This window comes from Loktanella salsilacus (assembly GCF_024206795.1).
GTDB classification, from domain to species: Bacteria; Pseudomonadota; Alphaproteobacteria; order Rhodobacterales; family Rhodobacteraceae; genus Loktanella; species Loktanella salsilacus.
Map to the genome: position 1 here is coordinate 2,248,013 of NZ_CP072994.1, position 20,213 is coordinate 2,268,225.

Here is a 20,213-nt window from a genome sequence, read left to right on the forward strand (position 1 = left end):
GAGGCGCCGATGCGTCGTTGGATCACCCGGATCATCGCTTTACCGCTGCTGGTCCTGATCATCGCCACGATTATCGGGCAGTTGAACACCGACCAATGGTGGGTGCGCGCCTTAGACTTTCCGCGTCTGCAAATTGCAGCGGGGCTGGCGGCGCTGAGCGCGCTTTATGCGCTGATCGCAGGCTGGCGCGGTTTCATCGTGACCGCCGCCGCGCTCGGGGCACTTGGCATGCAGGTCTGGACGCTGTGGCCCTATCAGCCCATCGCCGCCAAGATGGTCGCCCACACCCCGCGCTGCGCCGATGATGGCCGCCTGCGGGTGCTGTCGACGAATGTGCAGCTGGGCAATCAAGACGCGGGCCAAGTGCTGGATATGATCACGGACAGCAACGCCGATATCGTGCTGGTGATGGAAACCAATGACCGCTGGGACCGGGACCTTGCCCCCCTGAACCAGACCTATGAACATGTCATGCAGGCGCAGCCCGTCGATGCCCGCTACTACGGGATGCAGGTTTATTCACGCTATCCACTGGCAGAGGCGCGCTTTGAATACCCTTTTGACAGCGATACGCCGCTGTTTGTCGGCGATGTCGAACACCCGCGCCAGACCGTGCAATTCATCGGCGTCCACCCGCGCCCGCCGCAAATCGGCCAGTCCAGCACGATGCGCGACGCCGCTGTGCTGACTGCTGCCCAACTTGCGCAAGACAGCGACGCTGTCAGCATCGTCGCCGGTGATTTCAATGCCACCAGTTGGAGCGATACCTCGCGGCTGGCCCTGCGCACCGGCGGCTTGCTCGACCCGCGCCAAGGGCGTGAACCGATGGTCAGCTTTGATGCCGAAAGTCGCTGGATGAAATGGCCGCTGGATCAGATCCTGTGGCAAGGCGGGCCGGGGCTGCTGGACTTTACCGTCCTGCCCGCCGTCGGGTCAGATCATTACCCCGTGCAGGCCGATCTGTGCCTGACCACCAGCGCCGAAGGCACCCCCGCAGCCCCCCGCGATGGCGACGCTGGCGCCGTGCAAGCCATCTTTGACGCGGCTGCAAAGGGTTGAGAGGACCCACCGCAAGACCTATGTCAAAGGCAACACCATCAGACAGGATGACCGCATGACCCGATCCATCGCCTATGACGCCCCGCAAGATGCTGGCGCCGCCGCCTTTGGCGATCTGCCCGAATGGGACCTGACCGACCTTTATCCGTCCCCCGATAGCGCCGAGATTAAGCGCGACATGGACTGGCTCGAAGCCGCCTGCGCCGATTTCGCGACCGACTACGAAGGTAAGCTGGCCGATCTTGACGCCGCTGGCCTGCTGGACGCGGTCAAGCGGTACGAGAATATCGACATCATCGCCGGGCGCATCATGTCCTACGCGGGCCTGCGCTACTACCAGATCACCACCGATGACGAGCGCGGCAAGTTTATGGCCGACGCGCAAGACCGCATGACCACTTACACAACGCCGCTGGTGTTCTACAGTCTGGAATTTAACCGCCTAGAGGACGCGCATCTGGCGGACCTGCTAGCGCAAAACGCCGAACTGCGCCGCTACAAGCCGATCTTTGACCGCATGCGCGCCATGAAGCCGCATCAGCTGTCCGACGAGATGGAAAAGTTCCTGCACGACCAATCCACTGTCGGCGCGGCCGCGTGGAACCGGCTGTTTGACGAAACCATGGCCGCGCTGATGTTCGATGTGGACGGCGAACAGCTGAACCTTGAATCCACTCTCAACCTGCTGACCGACCGCGACCGCACCAAGCGCGAAGCCGGTAGCCGCGCGCTGTCCGATGTCTTTGCCAAGAACGTCAAACTCTTTGCCCGCGTCCACAACACGTTGGCAAAGGAAAAAGAGATCGAGGATCGCTGGCGGAAAATGCCGACCCCGCAATACGGTCGCCACCTGTCCAACCATGTCGAGCCAGAGGTCGTCGAGGCGCTGCGCAATGCCGTCGTCGCAGCCTACCCCCGCCTGTCGCACCGCTATTACGCGCTAAAAGCCAAATGGCTGGGACTAGAGCGGATGGAAACATGGGACCGCAACGCGCCGCTGCCCATGGACGCTGACCGCATCGTGACTTGGCCCGAGGCGGAAAAGATCGTCATGGACGCCTACGCCGACTTTGCCCCTGAAATGGCAGAACTGGCCAAGCCGTTCTTTACCGACGGCTGGATCGACGCGGGCGTGAAGCCCGGCAAAGCGCCCGGTGCCTTTGCCCACCCCACCGTCAGCACCGTGCACCCCTATGTGATGCTGAACTACCTTGGCAAACCGCGCGACGTGATGACGCTGGCGCATGAACTTGGCCACGGCGTCCACCAGCGCCTTGCCGCGGGTCAGGGCGAATTGCTCTCGTCGACGCCGCTGACACTGGCGGAAACCGCATCCGTGTTCGGCGAAATGCTGACGTTCCAGAAATTGCTCGAAGGGGCAAAGACCAAAGAAGAACGCAAAGTCCTGCTGGCGGGCAAGGTCGAGGACATGATCAACACGGTCGTGCGCCAGATCGCGTTCTACGATTTCGAATGCAAACTGCACGCCGCCCGCGCGCAAGGAGAGTTGACGCCCGACGATATCAACGCGCTGTGGATGTCGGTGCAGGCCGAAAGCCTTGGGCCAGTGTTCGACTTTCAAGACGGATACGAGACCTTCTGGTCCTACATCCCTCACTTCGTCCACTCGCCGTTCTACGTCTACGCCTATGCCTTTGGCGACGGGTTGGTGAACGCGCTTTACGCGGTCTACGCCGAAGGCGATCCCGACTTTAAAACCAAGTATTTCGACATGCTCAAAGCGGGCGGGTCCAAGCACCACACCGAACTGCTGGCCCCCTTCGGCCTTGACGCGTCTGACCCGGCATTCTGGAACAAAGGCCTGTCGATGATCGAGGGGATGATCGACGAGCTAGAGGCGATGGAAGAAGACTAAACGATCATAAGGCCCCGGCACTGCGCCGGGGCCTTATTCATTCAGCGGCCGGCGGCGTAGACCATATCCATCATCGCCTGCGTGCCGCGGCTGAATTCCAGCGGGCAAGCGTAATCCGCGCCGTGCAGCGCCGCTGCGGCAAAGGTTTCGACCTGCAACACATATTGGTTCACGCCGGGCCAACGTTCGACCGTACGGCTGCCGTTCTGTGTCTCAATCACCAACTCTGCTTGATCATAAACGCCCGCATTAAAGGGCGCGGTCATGGTCAGGATCCCTTTGTCACCGTGAAACGTGATACGCTGCGCGGGCTGCATCCGGGTGGACACAAGGCCGGAATACGTGAAACCCTCAAACTCCGCCGCGAACTGAGCGAACACATCCACGCCGCCTTCAAAATCGACCCGCGCATGGGTGACCGCAACCGGCTCTGCCCCCGTCACGAACCGCGCGGCACCCAAGACATAGACGCCAATATCAGGCAGCGCCCCGCCGCCTGTGTCCGGCTTATTGCGGATATTGCCCGCGTCGGGGTTATTAAAGCTGAACAGCGCATCGACATGGCGCAACTGGCCAATCGTGCCGCCCTGCACCAATTCACGGGCCCGGGCAAATTGCGGATGGTGCGTGATCATAAACGCCTCTGCCGCGAATTTGCCGCTGGCATCCCGCGCGGCAATCACCCGGTCAATGTCTTCGGCTTTCAGCGCAATCGGCTTTTCGCACAGCACATGTTTGCCAGCTTCCAGCGCCTTGATCGTCCAGTCCACATGCAGGTGGTTCGGCAGCGGGATGTAAACCGCATCAATCCCATCATCCGCCAGCAGCGCATCATAGTCGCTGTGCACCCGCAGGCCCGGCGCAAAGTCGCTAAAGCCAGTCGCCTTGACCGGATCGGATGTTGCAAGCGCCACCAGTTCCGCGCCCTTGGCCGCATGAATCGCCGGCCCCATATGCTGGCGCGCAAAGTTCGCCGCCCCGAGTATTCCCCAACGCATCGCGTGTCCTTTTCATCTGGCAAAGAAAACTCCCACCGGAGGTACCGGCGGGAGCATTTAGAACAAGCCTAGCGAAAGGATTAGACGCTCTCAAGCATCCCCTTCTCAGCCGCCAATTCGCGCATGCGCTTTTGCAGCTTTTCAAACGCGCGCACTTCGATCTGGCGAATCCGCTCGCGGCTGACGTCATATTGCGATGACAGGTCTTCCAGCGTGATCGTTTCGTCGTTCAGGCGGCGCTGCATCAGGATGTCTTTTTCCCGGTCATTCAGAACGCCCATTGCCTCGGCCAGCATGGCGCGGCGGTTTTCCAGCTCGTCACGCTCTTCATAATCGCCAGCCTGATCGGCGTCTTCGTCTTCCAGCCAATCCTGCCATTGCATCGTGCCTTCGCCTTCGGACCCGACGGTCGCGTTCAGCGACGCATCACCGCCCGACAGACGTCGGTTCATCGACACGACTTCGGCTTCGGTCACGCCCAGATCGGTCGCAATCCGCTGCACGTTCTCGGGACGCAGATCGCCTTCTTCCAGCGCGCCGATGCGGTTTTTCGCCTTGCGCAGGTTAAAGAACAATTTCTTCTGGGCAGAGGTGGTGCCCAGTTTCACCATCGACCACGACCGCAGGACGTATTCCTGAATCGCAGCGCGGATCCACCACATCGCATAGGTCGCCAGACGGAAGCCTTTTTCCGGGTCGAACTTTTTCACGGCCTGCATCAGACCGACGTTCGCTTCGGAAATCACCTCGGCCTGCGGCAGACCGTAACCGCGATAGCCCATCGCGATTTTGGCGGCCAAACGAAGGTGGGACGTCACCAACTGGTGCGCGGCGTCGGTGTCTTCGTTTTCAGTCCAACGCTTCGCCAGCATGTATTCGTTCTCAGGCTCCAGCATCGGAAACTTGCGGATCGCCTGCATGTAGCGGTTCAGCCCCTGTTCAGGTGACGGCGCTGGAAGATTCTTATAATCGCTCATGTCGGTTCCCCTCTGCCCAATGTTTATGGGCTTAACATGGATATGGGTGTCCAAGGGCGGTCTTTCAATCATCCTCGGTGCAATGGTTTAACAACGTATGAACCTGTGCGTTCCGTCGCGCACCACCAAAGTCTGCGCATAAATGCACATCAAGCAGCGATTTTCAGCCCTTATACTGCAAATCTTGCAAGAGTTGTAACATATCCGCGGGTAATTCCGCAGCAAATTCCATGAATTCGCCGCTAATCGGGTGCTTGAAGCCAAGGGTTGCGGCATGTAGCGCCTGACGCGGGAAGGTGCGCGCAGCGGCCACGCCTGCTGGCCCCACGGCCTTTTCCGCCAGCTTCTGACGGCCGCCATACACCGGGTCACCGATCAAGCCATGACCGCAGTGGGCCATATGCACGCGGATTTGATGGGTGCGGCCCGTCTCTAGCCAGCATTCCACCAAGGTCGCGACAGCCGGCGTGCCCAATGTTTCAATAATGCGCACGCGCGTCACGGCATGGCGCCCGGTTTGAAACGAAACCGCCTGTTTTTGCCGGTCGCTTTTGTGCCGTCCAAGGAAAGTCTGCACCTTCAGGATATTGCCAGGGTCGAAACTCGTGCCCTTTACGCCGCGCAGTCGCGGGTCATTCGCGTCGGGCATGCCAAAGCACACTGCCAGATAGCGCCGCTCGACCGTGTGTGCCGCGAACTGTGCAGCTAACCCCTGATGGGCGGCGTCGGATTTCGCCACGACCAACAGGCCAGAGGTTTCCTTGTCGATCCGGTGCACGATCCCCGGCCGCTTCATGCCGCCAACGCCGCTCAGGTCATCGCCGCAATGGTGGATCAGCGCATTGACCAATGTGCCGTCCGGCGTGCCCGGCGCAGGATGCACAACCATGCCCGCAGGCTTGTTCAGCACGATCAGGTCGTCGTCTTCATAGATGATATCCAGCGCAATATCCTGCGCTACGATGTGACTTTCCTGCGCCTCTTCTACGGTAATTGCGACCTGCGCCCCTTCGGCCACCCGCGCGCGCGGGTCCGTCACAACGACGCCGTCCACCTGCACCGCACCGTCCGCAATCAACTTGCCCAGACGCGAGCGTGAGAGCGTCGCATCCTCGGGCACGTCGCGCGCCAGAACTTTATCAAGCCGCGGCAGCGGATTGGCTTGGATGGTGAATTCGACGGTGGTCTGGGGCATGGCAGTCTCTCCTTGAACGCGCCTCCTACCCTGCCCGCATGCCCTTGTCACGCAGCACGCAGTGGCTTCTTGTGGTCTTAAATACCTTTGCCGAAGGCTCTGATCTGCGCCAGTACATCAGACACCTAGCAAGATGGACAAGACGGCACCACGCTAAGGTGCGAAAGCCAGACACCAAAGCCTGACACCAAAGCGTGAAGGCAAGGTCCCGCCGGTTGTGCCCACCCTTCATTGCAAAATCATGCAGAGCACTTCACTAACCCCTAAAAAGTATTTCGCGCAAACTGCGTAGAGGCACGAGGCGGTGCGGGACATGCAATGTTAATAAGACTACGATACTGGACAGCGCTGCTGGTGACCGGCGGCATCGCGTTTAGCGTATCGCAGCTGCTTGACGAACCGGCCAATCTGCCCGGCCCAGCCAAAGAGGTCGCCGCGCTTCCGTCCCCCGCAGGTGGTACGGCGCAAGACACGTCCGGTGACGACGATTTTGCCGTGACAACGCCCGTGGCCGATTTGCCCGAACAGGCGGCCGACACCGTCAGCTGGTCGCGCGTCGTCGACGCAGGTGGCAGCCTTTCAGGGCTTCTGGCCGAGGCGGGACTCGACACAGACGCCAGCCGTGATGTGACCGCTGCGATTGGGTCCGAATTCGACCTACGTCAACTAAAGCCGGGGCAACTCCTGTCTTTGAAAACATCCCCCGCGGGCACGCCTTACACGGCGACGCTCGAACTCGAAGATGGCTCGCGCATTTTGGCGCGTTTCGCACCTGCGCCTTCGGTCGAACGGCTTGCGCCTGACCTTGTCAGTGTTCCGCGCGCTGGCGAGGCTATTGTGAAAACGTCGATCTTTGGCGCGCTAGAAGCCGCCGGGATTCCCACACGCTTTGCGACAGACCTTGAACTGATCCTAGACGAAACCTTCGATCTGCGCACCCAGCTAAGCGGCGGCGAGCATATGCGCGTGATGTGGCGCGAGTACCGCGCGGGCGACCGTGTTGTTGGGGAACCGACCATCGATTTCGCGCAACTGGATCTGAACGACGGCCGCTATGAGATTTTATGGCCGGACGACAATTCCCGCCGGACCCAAATCATGAAAGACGGCGAACTGCTGCAGACCTTCGAGCAACCAATCCGCGGCGCAAGGCTTAGTTCCGCGTTTGGGCTGCGCATGCACCCGATCCACAAGACAAAGCGGATGCACAGCGGTCTGGACTTTGCGGCCGAACAAGGCGCGCCCGTGGAAGCGACCCAAGCTGGCAAAGTGGCCTTCATGGGCGAGCGCAGCGGTTACGGAACGGTTGTCGAGGTTGACCACGGAAGCGGCGTTCAAACCCTATATGCCCACCTGAGCGCCTTGAATGACGCGATCAAAGTCGGCGATCGCATAACCGCTGGCACCGAACTAGGCCGCGCCGGATCAACAGGCACGTCGACCGCGCCGCATCTGCATTACGAAATCCGTGTGGGTGGCAAAGCAGTATCACCGCTTGCTGACACGCGGTTGCGGGATTTGGGCGCTGGTGCCGCCACCGCAGGCTCTGTCACGCGTTTAAGCAGCGTGAAAAGCAAACTTGATCGTTTGCTCGCGATAAGGGGTTGATGCGCAAAGCATTTCGGCGGTCTTGGTAGTCTATTCTAAGCGTCTGATGATGACGGCCGAGAGTGGCGACCGTCCAACAACGCCTGACAGGCAATTGCAGCGCATGCGCGGCAAACGAGGGCAAAGCACATTCAGATGGCGCACTGAATACAGCACCTTTGCCGTTTCTTTCAGCGATGTCATGCAACCCGTCGCCCTGCGGCGCGTCCTATCCCGCACAGACAACGCGCCCCCTTCTTCTGGCAGCCCTTCCCATCGTAGGCTGGGCCATCTCAGCCAGATCAAAGCGAGGTTTTACGTTGGCGCACGTCCTGTTGATGAACCCGAACCACAATCCGGCCACCACCACGGCGATGTGCCAGATCGCGGCAGTTGGCCTTGGGGCGCCCCCGACACCTTGGACCGCGCCGTCGGGTCCGGATCTGATTACCGACCCAGCGGCGCTTGCTGATGCGGCAGACCTGATTGCCAGTGCCGCCCTACCCCTGTGGCCCGATGGGATCATCGTGTCTGCCTTCGGCGATCCGGGGGCGGCCCGCCTTGCCCAGCGCGCGCCTTGCCCGGTGATCGGCATTGGTGCAGCCGCCGCGCGTCAGGCGGCGCAGACCGGGCAACCCTTTGCGGTCGCCACCACGACCCCGGCGCTCGCCGCCCCCATTGATGTCCTGATGACTAAACATGCGGGCAATGCCACCTATGTTGGATGCTTTTGCGCTGATGCCGACCCTGCGGCGCTGATGTCGGACCGAGGGGCGTTGGACGCAGCCCTGCTCGCGCAGATCAACCGGGCCTATGCGGCTGGCGCGGCCCGTGTCATCATCGGCGGCGGGCCCCTTGGAACAGCGGCGGAACGGCTTCGCGCCGCGTCCCCCGTGCCATTGATTAATCCCATCCTAAGCGCCGCGCGTGCATTGCGCCTATTGATCGAAAGCGAACATGCCTAACACGACTGACATTGCGCAGGCCCTGATTAACGCCCACGAAAACGGCACCCGCATCACGCCGGACTGGGACGTGCTGCCGCGCGCGCAAGTCTTGGCGATCCAATCGCGCGTCAGCGCGGCGCTTGGGCCTGTGACCGGGTTCAAGGTCGGTCATGCGGCCGATGGCGGCCCGCCGATTATTGCGCCGATCCAGTCGCGATACCGCGTCGCGGGCGGCGGCACGCGGATCGTCGCGGATTGTTTAGGGGTCGAGCTTGAGATCGGCTTTACCCTGACCCAACCGCTGCCCGCTGCCACCCTTCCGCCGCGGCCGCAGGATTATTTTGTGCCCTGCATCGCGTTGGAATTGGTGGACACCCGCCTGACCGGCGACGCGGCCACACGGACGGATTTGAAGTTTGCCGATTTCCAGATCAACGCCGGTCTGGTGCTGGGCCCCGCGATGCCCGCATGGGACGGGTCGGATTTTGGAACCCAGGACGCGTGGCTTGGGACGGAGGCGCAAGTCACCCTTGATGGTCCCGCGACCGTGCCGGGCGGGTCGGCGCTGGCGAACCTTGCCTTGTTGCTGGCCCATCTTGGGGACCATTGCGGCGGGCTTCAGGTGGGTCAGACGGTGATAACGGGGTCCTTATGCGGGCTGCCTTGGTTCACGCCGGACGCCATCGTCACCGGATGGATCGCGGGCTTTGGTGAGGTGTCGATCAACCTGCAGGCGGCAAATCCGGCCAGCGAAACGGACTTATAATCGGCTCTACCACGTCCATCAGCCAGCCTTCGCTTTGGGCGGGTCCAATCAGCTGCAGACCCATCGGCAATCCCGCCGCAATCGTCGCGGGAAAGGCGATGGCGGGCAGGCCTGCGGCATTGACCCAACCGGTATAGACCGCATGCCCGCGCGGCCCGGCAGGCTTGCCTGCGATCATCGCCGGGTGGCTTTCATGGGCGGGCCAAGGCTGCGCGGCAGAGGTCGGCATCAGGATCGCATCATAGCCCCACAGCCCCTGCGCCGCGCGGCGCAGATCCGTTACAGCGTGCTGAATGGCCTGAAATTCGCTGGCAGGAAAGGCACGGCCACGCGCTGCCATCGCCTGATATTTCTGCGCCGCTGCAGCAGCAACAGCAGGGTCCTGCTGGAAATAGGCGGCCAAACCAACCTCTGCGATATGGCCCCATCCGGCGTTCAGGTCCGACAGGTCATATGGCAGATCACCCGTGATCACCCTGTGTCCCTGCCCGCGTAGCGCCTCGCACATGTCCGCGAAAGCCTGCAGGATGACAGGGTCACACGGCGCATCGCCCAGAACCGGGATCGCAAGAATACGACCCTGTGCCCGCCCCTGCGCACGACCCGCTTGGCCTGACAGCACAGCATCCAGCAACCGCAGATCGCGCAGTGACCGGGCGATGGGTCCGGCAACCTCGAAATCCAGCAAAAGTTGCGGCAAGCCGCCGCCCCGGGCGACGCGGCCCATCCCCGGCTTTAGCCCCACCAGCCCGGTATATCCTGCCGGTCTGCGGATCGACCCGCCGCCGTCTGTCGCCAGCCCCGCAAAGGCCATGCCAGAGGCCACCGCCGCCACCACCCCGCCGGATGATCCACCCGGCGTCAGAGCGGGGTCAAAGGGGTTGCGGGTCACGCCAAAGGTCAGGTTTTCCGTGTAGCCGTCGACGGCAAATTCGGGCGTATTGCCCTTACCGATGACCAGCGCACCAGCGGCGCGGAGCCGCGCGACCGGCACCTCATCATGCGCGGCCACGCGGGCGGACAGCGCGGCGTTGCCCCATGACGCGGGCAAGCCGCGCGACACCAGATTGTCCTTCACGACGATCGGCACACCGTCCAGCGGCCCTTGCGGCATTCCCCGCGCCCAGCGGTCCGTCGCGGCCTGCGCCTCGGCCAGCAGGGTTTGGGAAAGGGTGGAATAGGCATTCAGCTTGGGGTCAATCCGCGCGATCCGGTCCAGCACCAGCGCCGCGGCATCATTCGGCGTGGCCATGCCTGCGGCGAACTGCGCCAGAAGCGCGGTGACATCGGCATGTTCTAAATCGTCCAAGGCCCGCTCACCCCGCCTTGGGCGCAGTCAGAAGGCCATAGGTCTGCGGCTCTCGGTGCTTGGCCAGATCAAAGATATTGCGGCGTATCTCGGCGCAGCGATCAAGGTCGATGCGGGCGGTGATCACCTCGTCCCCGACCCCAAGGGCCTGCGCCACGATTTCGCCGGTCGGGGCGACAATCATGCTGCCGCCGATCAGATCGCAGCCTTCCTCGTGCCCGGCCTTGGCCGCCGCCAGCGCCCAAAGGCCGTTTTGATAGCAGCCCGCCTGTATCGACAGGGCGTTGTGGAAATACTGCAGGTGATCATGTTCCGGCGCGGGCGGATAATGCAGCGGCGTGTTGTAGCCAAGCGCCACCAGTTCCGCACCCTGCAGGCCCAGCATCCGCCATGTTTCCAGCCAGCGCCGGTCGTTGCAAATACACATCCCCGCCTTGCCGCCAAGTGCGTCAAAGACTGAAAAGCCCAGATCGCCGGTTTCAAAATACCGCTTTTCAAGGTGCTGAAACGGACGCCACGGCTCTGGTTCTTGATGACCCGGCAGGTGGATTTTGCGGTATTTTCCGACGATCTGGCCCGCCTCGACCATGATTGCCGTATTAAATCGCTGCCCCTGCGGCGTCAGTTCGGCATAGCCAAGGTGGAAGGCCACATTCAGCTTGGCCGACAAATCGAACAGCGGCTGCGTGGCCGCGTTCGGCATCGCTGTTTCAAACCACTGATCCAAATCGGCACCTTCCAGATGCCAGCGCGGAAAGAAGGTTGTCAGCGCCAATTCGGGAAAGACGACCAGCGATGCACCGCGGTCCGCCGCGTCGGTCATCATCGTACACATGCGCGCGACCGCGCTGCTGCGCGGCGCGTCCCGTGCGATTGGCCCCATCTGGGCGACGGCGGCGATCAGGTTACGCATGCAAATCATCCCCCGCGATGATGGACCGGTACAGCGCGGGATCAGTCGCGCCCTCGGTCGCAAAGGTCAGCACACTTGACGCGGGGCCAAGGCCGATCGCATGCCGCATTGCGCCGTCTGCAGACAGACAGGCGACCAAGCCGGCCACGGCAGATTCCCCCGCCTCTATCGCGGGATCGCCGTTCGCGGGGGCGGCCAGTTGGCGCATCATCGGGCCGACCAGATGATCGGGCACGGTGATGGCGAAATCCCCGTGGTCCTTCAGGATGTCCCAAGCCAGTTCAGAGACCTCTCCACACGCCAGTCCAGCCTGCAGGGTGTCGACAGTGCCCTGCGCAACAGTCGGCTTTCCTGCGGAAAAGCTGTCGGCCCAGCACGCTGCACCGGTTGGGTCGGCAAGGATGATACAAGGCCGCGCATCGCCCCAGCGACGTTTTGCCAAACCGGCGACCGCAGCCGCAACGCCGCCAACGCCCGTCTGGATAAAGATATGGGTCGGCGGCGCGGGCAGCGCGTCAAAGGCCTCGGCGGCCATAATCTCGTAGCCTTGCATGACGTTGCGCGGCACGTCGGTATAGCCGGGCCAAGAGGTGTCGGACACCACGTGCCAGCCTTCGCGCGCCGCGACATCGGCGGCGCTGCGCACGCTGTCGTCATAGCCCCCTGGCACGCGCCGGACCTCGGCCCCGAAACTGGCAATCGCATCGGCCCGGCCCTGCGATACCGTTTCGTGGATAAAGATCACAGCGCGGCAGCCAAAGCGCTGCGCGCTCCATGCGACGGACCGGCCGTGGTTGCCGTCGGTGGCGCAGGTCACGACGATGTCAGCCGGGCTGGGGTGCTGCGCAAGCACCTGCGCCACGGCATAGGCCCCGCCCAGCGCCTTGAAACTGCCGATGCCAAAGCGGCCGCTTTCATCCTTAATGTGCAGCGACGCGATCCCCGCCTGCGCGGCCAACCCCGGCAAAACGTGCAGCGGCGTGGGCGCATAGCCATCCCATGATGACACCACCTGTCGCGCCGCCCTTAGCGCCGCATCGGACAGGATCGCGTCTTGCACCTGCGTCCAAGGCGCGCTGCGCTGCGCCAGCGCGTTGGGCACCAGCCTCATGTATAGGCCAGCACGGCGTCCACCTCGACCGCGGCGTTTTCGGGCAGGCTTGATACGCAGACAGCCGTGCGTGCATGCTGGCCCGCATCCCCGAACAGGTCAATGAACAGCCGCGACGCGCCGTCGATGACCGCAGGTCCGGTTTTATAGGTCGGCCCCGCATTCACAAAGCCGCCGACGCGCAGCACGGCGCTGACGCGGTCCAGCGAGCCTAGCGCCTCTTTGGTGCAGAACAGCAGGTTCAGGGCACACAACTGCGCGGCTTTGCGGCTTTCCTCCATCGACGTTTCGGGCGTGATCGGGCCCAGCCATTTGGGCGTGCCGTTCCATTCGCAAATCTGCCCCGACAGGAACAACAGACCGTTCCACGTGCGGTATTTCAGATAGCTGGCCCGCGACGGACAATCGGGCGGCAGTTCCAGACCCATGTCTGCCAGTTTTTTTTCAATCTCACTCATAGGACGCTCTCTGCCTCTAATATACATGCGACGGCGCGGCCCGGTCCTTTGCTGATCAGCGGCGGGCGGGCAGCGCGACAAGCCGCCATGGCCACCGGACACCGGGGGGCAAAGGGGCAGCTTGTTGGTGGTTCTTCGAGTGTGGGCGGCGCGCCGGGGATGGCATCAAGGCGCGCGCCCTTGACCGCGCCGTGCAGGTTCGCGGCCAAAAGTCCCTTTGTGTAGGGGTGACGAGGATCTTTGATGATTTCGGCGATGGTGCCGGTTTCAACAATGGTGCCCGCATACATCACCGCCACCCGGTCCGCGATTTCAACCGCGACGCCAATGTCATGGGTGACGAAAATCACCGACATGCCCATTTCCTGCTGCAATTCTCGCAGGAGCAGCAGCACCTGCATCTGCACCGTGGCATCCAGCGCTGTCGTCGGCTCGTCCGCCAACAGCAGGCGCGGGCCGCAGGCCAGCGCAAGCGCGATCATCGCCCGCTGCCGCATGCCGCCCGACATCTCGTGCGGGTAGTTCGACAGCCGCCGTTCCGGCGAGGGAATGCGCACCCGCTTAAGCATATCAAGGGCGCGCGCATTGGCGTCGGGGCGGGATAGCCCCTCGTGGCGCATGACGGTTTCGGCGATCTGGGTGCCGATGGCATAGACCGGGTCCAGCGCCAGCGACGGGTCCTGAAAGATCATCGCGACCTCTGGCCCGCGAAAGTTCGCCAGCTCTCGGCCCTTGAGTTTCAGCACATCGCGGCCGTCAAAGGCGATCTTACCGCCAATCTTGGTGCGCTTGCCGGGCAAAAGCTGCATCAAGGATTTCAGCGTGACGCTTTTGCCCGATCCGCTTTCCCCCAGCAGGGCGACGACTTCGCCCTTTTCCACCGACAGGCTGACGCCGTTCAGCGCATGAACCGTACGTTCGCCGCTAAAGCGGACGGTCAGGTCCTCGATTTCGACAAGCGCGCTCATGCTGCGACCTCTTCATACCCGGACGCGGGATCATGGATGTGGCAAGCCACCTGATGCCCCTCATTCAGCGTGATGGCGCGGGGCTTTAGACTGCTGCACACCGATTTGACCAGCGGGCAGCGGGTGTGAAACCGGCAACCAGAGGGCGGATCAATGGGATTGGGCGGATCACCAGCCAAGGGCGGCACCTGCGTGCGCGCGTCCGGGTCCATTGACGGCATCGCGGAAAATAGCGCTGCCGTATAAGGATGCGCCTGCTTGTGATACAGCGCCTCTGCGGGGCCAACCTCGACCACCTCGCCCAGATACATCACCATCAACCGGTCAGAGATGAAGCGGACCACGTTCAGGTCGTGGCTGATGAACATATAAGTCAGATCAAAATCGCGCCGCAGGTCTTCAAGCAGGTTCAGTACCTGCGCTTCGACCGATTTATCCAGCGCGGACACGGCTTCATCTAGGATCAACAGCCGGGGCCGCATCGCAAGGGCGCGCCCGATATTGACCCGCTGCCGCTGGCCGCCGGACAGCTCGTGCGGGTAACGCCCCGCAAACCGCGCGGGATCAAGGCCGATCCGGTCCAGCAGATCGCGGGCAATCGCCAACGCCTCGGCCTGCGGCACGCCGTTCACCTTGGGGCCGAAGGCAATCGTTTCCTCGATCGTCATGCGCGGGTTAAGCGATGCAAAGCTGTCCTGAAACACCATCTGCACGCCGCGCCGCAGATCGCGCAGGCTAAGGTCCGCGTTCAGCTCTTGCCCGTCATAGATGATCTTGCCGCCCGTGATCGGCACCAGACCGATCAGCAAGCGGGCGGTTGTCGACTTGCCGCAACCGGACTCGCCGACGACGCCAAGGGTCTCTCCTTTTGCGATGGTAAAATCGATGCCATCGACGGCGCGGACCACCTTTTTCGGGGCCAGTATTCCGGCGCGGACCGGAAAGTGGCAGGTCAGGTCCTTGGCGGTGATCAAGGGCTGACGCGGGCCGCCGATGTCCGCCAATGACGGGGCTGTCGTGATGGTGTTATTGGCGGACATTCATCGCGCTCCTTAGACCGTCGCTGAGCAGGTTCAGGCAAAGGGACGTGATGAAGATCATCATGCCCGGCAACGCCGCCACCCATGGATTGATGTAGATTGCCGTACGCAGGGTATTGAGCATCAGACCCCACTCTGGCTCTGGCGGTTTGACGCCAAGGCCAAGGAACGACAGGCCAGCGGAAATGATCATGCACACGCTGGTCAGGCTGGTAGCGTAGACAAAGATCGGCCCCAGCACATTGCCCAGCACCTGCACCCGCACGATGGTAAAGTTGCCCGCCCCGCTGGCGCGCGCCGCATCGACGTAGTCCAGCTTGCGCACGGATGCGGTGACGCTTTCGGCGACGCGGGTGATCGGCGGGATGAAGACGATGGTCAGCGACACAAGCGAATTCACCACCCCCGCCCCCAGCGCACCAGAGATCGCGATGGCCAGCAGCACAGACGGGAAGGCAAAGAAGATATCCGTCACGCGCATGATCATCGAATTGACCCAGCCGCCGACATAGCCCGCGATCAGACCAAGCGAGGTGCCAATCACAAAGGCTGCAACGACAGGCGTGATGCCAAGGAACAGCGTCAGCCGTCCGCCATAGATCAGCCGGGCCAGCATATCGCGGCCAAGCTCGTCCGTGCCAAGGATATGCCCCGGCGTCCCGATGGGTTTCAGGCGCGCGATCATTGATCCGGTGTATGGATCAGCAAAGCCGAGCCAAGGCGCAAAGATGGCGCAAAAGATCAGCGCCAGCAGGATCGCCGCACAGATCAGCGACACAGGATCGCGGCGCAAACGGCGCCAGACCCCGGCCCAATACCCGACGGTTGGGGCGGCTGGCACCTCTAGCGCAGTGGATGTGGAGGTTGCGGTATAGGTCATGCGCGCGAAATCCTTGGGTCAATCATGGATTGGGCGATATCCACCAGTAGGTTCAGCGTGACAAAAAACATCGCCAGCACAAGGATCGTGCCCTGCAGCATCGGCAAATCCCGTTGCAGGATCGCGACCGATAGCAGATAGCCGGAGCCGGGCCAGTTAAAGACAGTCTCGATCAGGATAGACCCGCCCAGCAGATAGCCCAGTTGCAGACCGATGACGGACAGCGCCGTTGGGGCGGCGTTGCGGGCAACGTGGCGCAGCACGCCGCTATTCGTCATGCCTTTGGCATAAAGCGCCTGCACGAAATCCTGATCCAGAATGTCCGACACCAGCGCCCGCGTCGTGCGCATGACGATCCCCATCGGAACCACGGCCAAGGTGATCGCGGGCAGGACAAGGTGGCGCATATGCAGCCAATCCCATGTCCAATCAGACGATCCACCCGGCCCCGCACCCATAGACGGCAGCCACGGCAAGGTGATTGAAAAGATGATGACCAGCACCATCCCCAGCCAATAATTCGGCGTTGATACCCCGGCGATGGCGGTGGCAGTGATGATCCGGTCCCAGACCGTATCGCGCAGATAGCCCGCCATGAAACCAAAGAAGATACCAAGCGGAAAGCCGATCACGCTGGCGGCGGCGGCCAGTAGCAGAGTGTTGCCGACAGCGCGCGTCACCTCTGGTGCGACGGCGCGGCCGGTGGCGATGGACCGGCCCAGATCACCCTGCACCGCATTTCCCAGCCAGATACCGAACTGCACAGGCAGCGGTTTATCAAAGCCGTAGACGGCGCGCATTTCAGCCTCTTGCTCGGCTGTGGCATCGATGGGCATGACCGCGACCAGCGGATCGCCCGGGGCAATGTGAACAAGAAGAAAACAGATCAGGCTGACGCCAAGGGCGACAGGGATCACGTAAACGAGGCGGCGCAGAAGATATGTAAACATGATATATCGGACGGGGCGGCGCTGTGGCCGCCCCTGCCCTTTCTACTCCATCGTGATCGAGCTGAAGTTCTGGTACCAGTTCTGCGCCTGCACAAAGCCTTTGACATTTGCGTTCATCGCACGCGGTGCCACGTCGTGCGTGACCATCAGGAACAGCGCGTCATTGACGTACTTCTCATGCGTCTTTTGCAGGACTTTAGTCTGCTCTTCGGGATCAAAGGTGGTGCGAATCTGCTTGATCAGCTCTTCCATTTCCGGATCGCAGTAGTGGCCCCAGTTGGTGCCATTGGGGGCAATCAGGTCGCAAGACAGGTGCCGGATCAGACCGGTGAACGGGTCCTGAATGAAGTAGGTAAAGTTGATCGACTGGGCACCTTGGCTGCTGTCGTCAGCCGCGCCAGCACGCCAGATGTTGATCATCGTGTTCCACTCGACGACCTCGAATTCCACGTCGATCCAGACCTCTGCAAGGTTTTGCTGAATGAACTCGTTCATCGGCAGCGGCAGCATCTGACCAGACCCGGACGGAGAGATCAGCGCCTTGACCGTCAGGCGGTTGTCGGGGCCATAGCCGGATTCCTCCATCAGCGCCTTGGCGGCCTCGATGTCATAGGTGACCTTGAAATCCGGCGTGCCAAACCATTGCGAGCCGGGCGGCAAGAAGCCTTCTGCCGGGACCATCATGCCGCCCAGCAGCACCGACATGCCTTCGCGGTCGATGGCCAGGTTGGCCGCCTTGCGCACGTTGATGTCATTCCAAGGCGAGCCTTCGACGCGGGACAGGTGCCACGTCCAGTTATGCGGCAGGGTGTTGGACACGATTTCGAATCCGTTGCCTTGCAAGGCGGGGATCATGTCGGGGGCCGGTGCCTCGATCCAGTCGACCTGACCGGACATCAGCGCGGCAGACCGGGCGTTGGGTTCAGGCAGCGGGATCAGGATCATCTTGTCCAGTTGCGGCACGCGGGTGTCGTCCCAATAGGCCGCGTTCGGCAGCAGCTCTGCCCGTTCGCGCGGCACAAAGCTGTCCATGATCCAAGGTCCAGTGCCAGAGGGGTCTTCGGCAAAGGCATCCCAGCTTTTGCCAAGCGCTTCCCACTGGGCAGGGGACGACATCAGGATCCACGCCAACTGGTAAGGCAGCGTTGCGTCAGGCACGTTGGTGACGATTTCTAGCGTTTGCGGATCAACAGCGCGGTAGCTGGCGACAGCCGGAATACGCGATTTACCCTGCGCGGACTGGCGCGGGTCGTATTGTTCGGACGTATCATCCAGCAGCTTGTCAAAGTTCCACACGACATCGTCTGCCGTAAAGTCAGACCCGTCGTGAAATTTAACACCTTCACGGATCTTAAAGGTCCATGTCAGCTGATCCTCGCCAACGGTCCATTCCGTCGCAAGGCCCGGGATCAAACCCGACGGTTTGTCGGCAGAGGTCAGGTCCCAGTTAATCAGCGCGTCATACACCGTATACCCCATGAAGCGCATCCCCTCGCCCCCTTGGTCGGTCTGGCCGGTCGTGAGCGGAATGTCAGAGGCCGTCATGCCGATCCGCAAGGTGCCGTCGGCCCAAGCCGGAAGCGCCATAAGCGCAAGTCCGACGGCCGAGCTGAGAAGTCTGGTTTTGATCCGATGTATCATACGTGTGTTCCCCGAATGTGCGTGGCGTGACAGGCAACCCTGCCGCTGGGGACCAACCGGCGATTAATCATCTGCCCTGTCAAACCGGCGTGCAGAAAGGTTGCGCGAAATCAGTCAGGGATTCTGCCATGCTTAAATTTGCAGCGCCTGTGCGGGTGCGATGATAGATTTGAGGTCAGTTCGAAAGGATAGAGGCACATTAGCGGGCTGCTTGCCCTAGCCTGACCTCTGGCCCCGTGATGATCTGAATTTGTCCGCACCTATTTTCGGTAGTGCGGGGTAGCGGGACAGGTCGCTAAATGTCATTCGCTGACTGCAACGACAGGGACCGCGAAACTTAGAATATCGCAGCGCTGCGCGCCTTGGCTGTACAAATTGCAAAGCAAAGCGTGGTCCGCGTTGCAGGCTGTTCGTGAGTTTAAGCCACGGTCATTGGCGCCCTGATGCCGCTGCTTCAAAACGACCTGAGACATAATCGAGGTGTACATCCCCTCGGCGCGTCACCTGGGGCCTATGCCGGACGTTCGTGAGGTCCGTAGCGAACGGCTGGCGCGAGCCCTTTGTTTTGAGGCTGCGCGGCGCATGCATCGCTGCGTTCAACTGTGAGCCAAAACGTTCAAAAACTGTCTGAGTCCTGAACGGGTTCGTGGCCGCGTGAAACGATAAGATTTTTGACCATTCCACACACGAGGGATTTTGAAGCCGCCATAAACGCGGGCACCGTATTTTAAATCCACCCCATCCGCTCGCGTTTCTTAAGTGGCGGACAACATCACATGACCGCAGGCGATTATAAAGTAGGGGTCTGAAGTCCAAACCACCGCACAGCGGGTAACAAAGACTTGATCGCTTTGTGAAACAAGAGCAACGTCAACCGGTAAGCTGGCGACCTAGGGAATATCGGTTGGGTCTGGATGGATGCTCCGCTTTTTAGCCGCGGCGCTCTTATAGGTTCAGATAAGCAAGGATTCTGTACAAAATGCCATTAAATGAAGAACTGAATTGGGCGCAGGTTGGTGCGATTGTCACCGATCCGGCATCTGGCGCAACTGTATCGGAAGCATTCCAGCTTATGTTCGGTCCGCCGACCAAGGACCTGCTGCCTAAGGGTATGAAGGTCTACAAATTCAACAGCTATCCCAGTGTCAGCCCGAACGACCCGCCGCCTGCGGATTTCGCGATGAGCCCTTGGTGGACGTCATCACTTCCGTACAAGCACGATGGCGGCCTCGTGCAAAAGCTCAAGATGGCCGAAGCAAATGGGGTTTCCGCCCGTGAATGGGGGCGTCTGACGTCAGTGATCAAGGAAGAGTGGAATTCGCTCGAGTATATCCTCGAGATCGTTCTGGCTAACCCGGTCTATGGTTGGTTCGGCGGCTTCAAAGGAATGGATCGCTCTAGCGGGGGTCAAAGTAAACGCAACAGTGCCATCGAGGCGAGGGGCAGCAAAAAGCTTCCGGGTGGTGGGACGCAGTTCTACATTCCAAACATGACATTTGCAGATGTTGAGAGCTTTTCGATCAAACCACTTTGACGGT

General features: G+C 61.5%; 18 protein-coding genes. 6 read left to right on the forward strand and 12 right to left on the reverse strand.

Annotation, left to right across the window (positions count from 1 at the left end; translation table 11 throughout):
• Positions 1-9: 9 nt before the first annotated feature.
• Both KBW81_RS10935 and KBW81_RS10940 read left to right on the forward strand, forming a co-directional pair.
• A complete protein-coding gene (locus tag KBW81_RS10935; protein WP_254247193.1) occupies positions 10-1,059 on the forward strand; it encodes an endonuclease/exonuclease/phosphatase family protein in 1,050 nt (349 codons plus the stop codon).
• 55 nt (positions 1,060-1,114) lie between these two features.
• Positions 1,115-2,935 (forward strand): M3 family oligoendopeptidase, encoded by a 1,821-nt coding sequence (locus KBW81_RS10940; RefSeq protein WP_254247194.1) that lies wholly within the window; start codon positions 1,115-1,117, stop codon positions 2,933-2,935.
• 41 nt (positions 2,936-2,976) lie between these two features.
• On the opposite strand, the gene KBW81_RS10945 is transcribed toward KBW81_RS10940, so the two are convergent.
• The 3 genes from KBW81_RS10945 to KBW81_RS10955 all read right to left on the reverse strand — a co-directional run bounded on the left by KBW81_RS10945 (position 2,977) and on the right by KBW81_RS10955 (position 6,105).
• Positions 2,977-3,933 (reverse strand): Gfo/Idh/MocA family protein, encoded by a 957-nt coding sequence (locus tag KBW81_RS10945; RefSeq protein ID WP_254247195.1) that lies wholly within the window; start codon positions 3,931-3,933, stop codon positions 2,977-2,979.
• 80 nt (positions 3,934-4,013) lie between these two features.
• Positions 4,014-4,910 (reverse strand): RNA polymerase sigma factor RpoH, encoded by an 897-nt coding sequence (rpoH, locus tag KBW81_RS10950; protein WP_090189264.1) that lies wholly within the window; start codon positions 4,908-4,910, stop codon positions 4,014-4,016.
• A gap of 163 nt (positions 4,911-5,073) precedes the next feature.
• On the reverse strand, positions 5,074-6,105 hold the full coding sequence (locus KBW81_RS10955; RefSeq protein WP_090189262.1) for an RluA family pseudouridine synthase: 1,032 nt from the start codon (positions 6,103-6,105) through the stop codon (positions 5,074-5,076).
• Positions 6,106-6,423: 318 nt separating this feature from the next.
• Between KBW81_RS10955 and KBW81_RS10960 the strand changes: the two genes are divergently transcribed.
• The 3 genes from KBW81_RS10960 (at position 6,424) to KBW81_RS10970 (ending at position 9,405) form a co-directional block, all read left to right on the forward strand.
• Positions 6,424-7,713, forward strand: a complete 1,290-nt coding sequence (locus KBW81_RS10960) for a M23 family metallopeptidase (protein WP_254247196.1) — start codon at positions 6,424-6,426, stop codon at positions 7,711-7,713.
• Positions 7,714-8,012: 299 nt separating this feature from the next.
• Positions 8,013-8,657, forward strand: a complete 645-nt coding sequence (locus tag KBW81_RS10965) for an aspartate/glutamate racemase family protein (protein ID WP_254247197.1) — start codon at positions 8,013-8,015, stop codon at positions 8,655-8,657.
• Positions 8,650-9,405: a hydratase gene (locus KBW81_RS10970; protein WP_254247198.1), complete on the forward strand. Its 756-nt coding sequence runs from the start codon at positions 8,650-8,652 to the stop codon at positions 9,403-9,405. The genes KBW81_RS10965 and KBW81_RS10970 overlap by 8 nt, the downstream gene beginning before the upstream one ends.
• On the opposite strand, the gene KBW81_RS10975 is transcribed toward KBW81_RS10970, so the two are convergent.
• Genes KBW81_RS10975 through KBW81_RS11015 form a run of 9 tightly spaced genes read right to left on the reverse strand, consistent with a single transcriptional unit; the run spans position 9,362 to position 18,621 of the window.
• The gene (locus KBW81_RS10975; protein WP_254247199.1) at positions 9,362-10,714 is read right to left on the reverse strand and encodes an amidase; all 1,353 of its coding nucleotides are present in this window, start codon (positions 10,712-10,714) and stop codon (positions 9,362-9,364) included. The two genes, KBW81_RS10970 and KBW81_RS10975, sit on opposite strands and share 44 nt — an antisense overlap.
• A gap of 7 nt (positions 10,715-10,721) precedes the next feature.
• Complete coding sequence (locus KBW81_RS10980; protein ID WP_254247200.1) at positions 10,722-11,627, reverse strand: N-carbamoyl-D-amino-acid hydrolase; 906 nt, start codon at positions 11,625-11,627, stop codon at positions 10,722-10,724.
• Positions 11,620-12,738: a diaminopropionate ammonia-lyase gene (locus KBW81_RS10985; protein ID WP_254247201.1), complete on the reverse strand. Its 1,119-nt coding sequence runs from the start codon at positions 12,736-12,738 to the stop codon at positions 11,620-11,622. The genes KBW81_RS10980 and KBW81_RS10985 overlap by 8 nt, the downstream gene beginning before the upstream one ends.
• A complete protein-coding gene (locus tag KBW81_RS10990) occupies positions 12,735-13,196 on the reverse strand; it encodes a RidA family protein (protein WP_254247202.1) in 462 nt (153 codons plus the stop codon). Before KBW81_RS10990 ends, KBW81_RS10985 begins: the two co-directional genes overlap by 4 nt.
• Positions 13,193-14,164, reverse strand: coding sequence for an ABC transporter ATP-binding protein (locus KBW81_RS10995; protein WP_254247203.1), 972 nt, complete (start codon positions 14,162-14,164; stop codon positions 13,193-13,195). Before KBW81_RS10995 ends, KBW81_RS10990 begins: the two co-directional genes overlap by 4 nt.
• Entirely contained in the window at positions 14,161-15,204 is a 1,044-nt protein-coding gene (locus KBW81_RS11000) for an ABC transporter ATP-binding protein (RefSeq protein WP_254247204.1), read from the reverse strand. The genes KBW81_RS10995 and KBW81_RS11000 overlap by 4 nt, the downstream gene beginning before the upstream one ends.
• Positions 15,191-16,084, reverse strand: a complete 894-nt coding sequence (locus KBW81_RS11005; RefSeq protein WP_090189249.1) for an ABC transporter permease — start codon at positions 16,082-16,084, stop codon at positions 15,191-15,193. Before KBW81_RS11005 ends, KBW81_RS11000 begins: the two co-directional genes overlap by 14 nt.
• Positions 16,081-17,034, reverse strand: coding sequence for an ABC transporter permease (locus KBW81_RS11010; protein ID WP_090189248.1), 954 nt, complete (start codon positions 17,032-17,034; stop codon positions 16,081-16,083). Before KBW81_RS11010 ends, KBW81_RS11005 begins: the two co-directional genes overlap by 4 nt.
• 42 nt (positions 17,035-17,076) lie before the next feature.
• On the reverse strand, positions 17,077-18,621 hold the full coding sequence (locus tag KBW81_RS11015) for an ABC transporter substrate-binding protein (RefSeq protein ID WP_254247205.1): 1,545 nt from the start codon (positions 18,619-18,621) through the stop codon (positions 17,077-17,079).
• Between the two features lie 1,033 nt (positions 18,622-19,654).
• Here KBW81_RS11015 and KBW81_RS11020 point away from each other — a divergent pair.
• On the forward strand, positions 19,655-20,209 hold the full coding sequence (locus tag KBW81_RS11020; RefSeq protein WP_254247206.1) for a hypothetical protein: 555 nt from the start codon (positions 19,655-19,657) through the stop codon (positions 20,207-20,209).
• Positions 20,210-20,213: the final 4 nt, after the last annotated feature.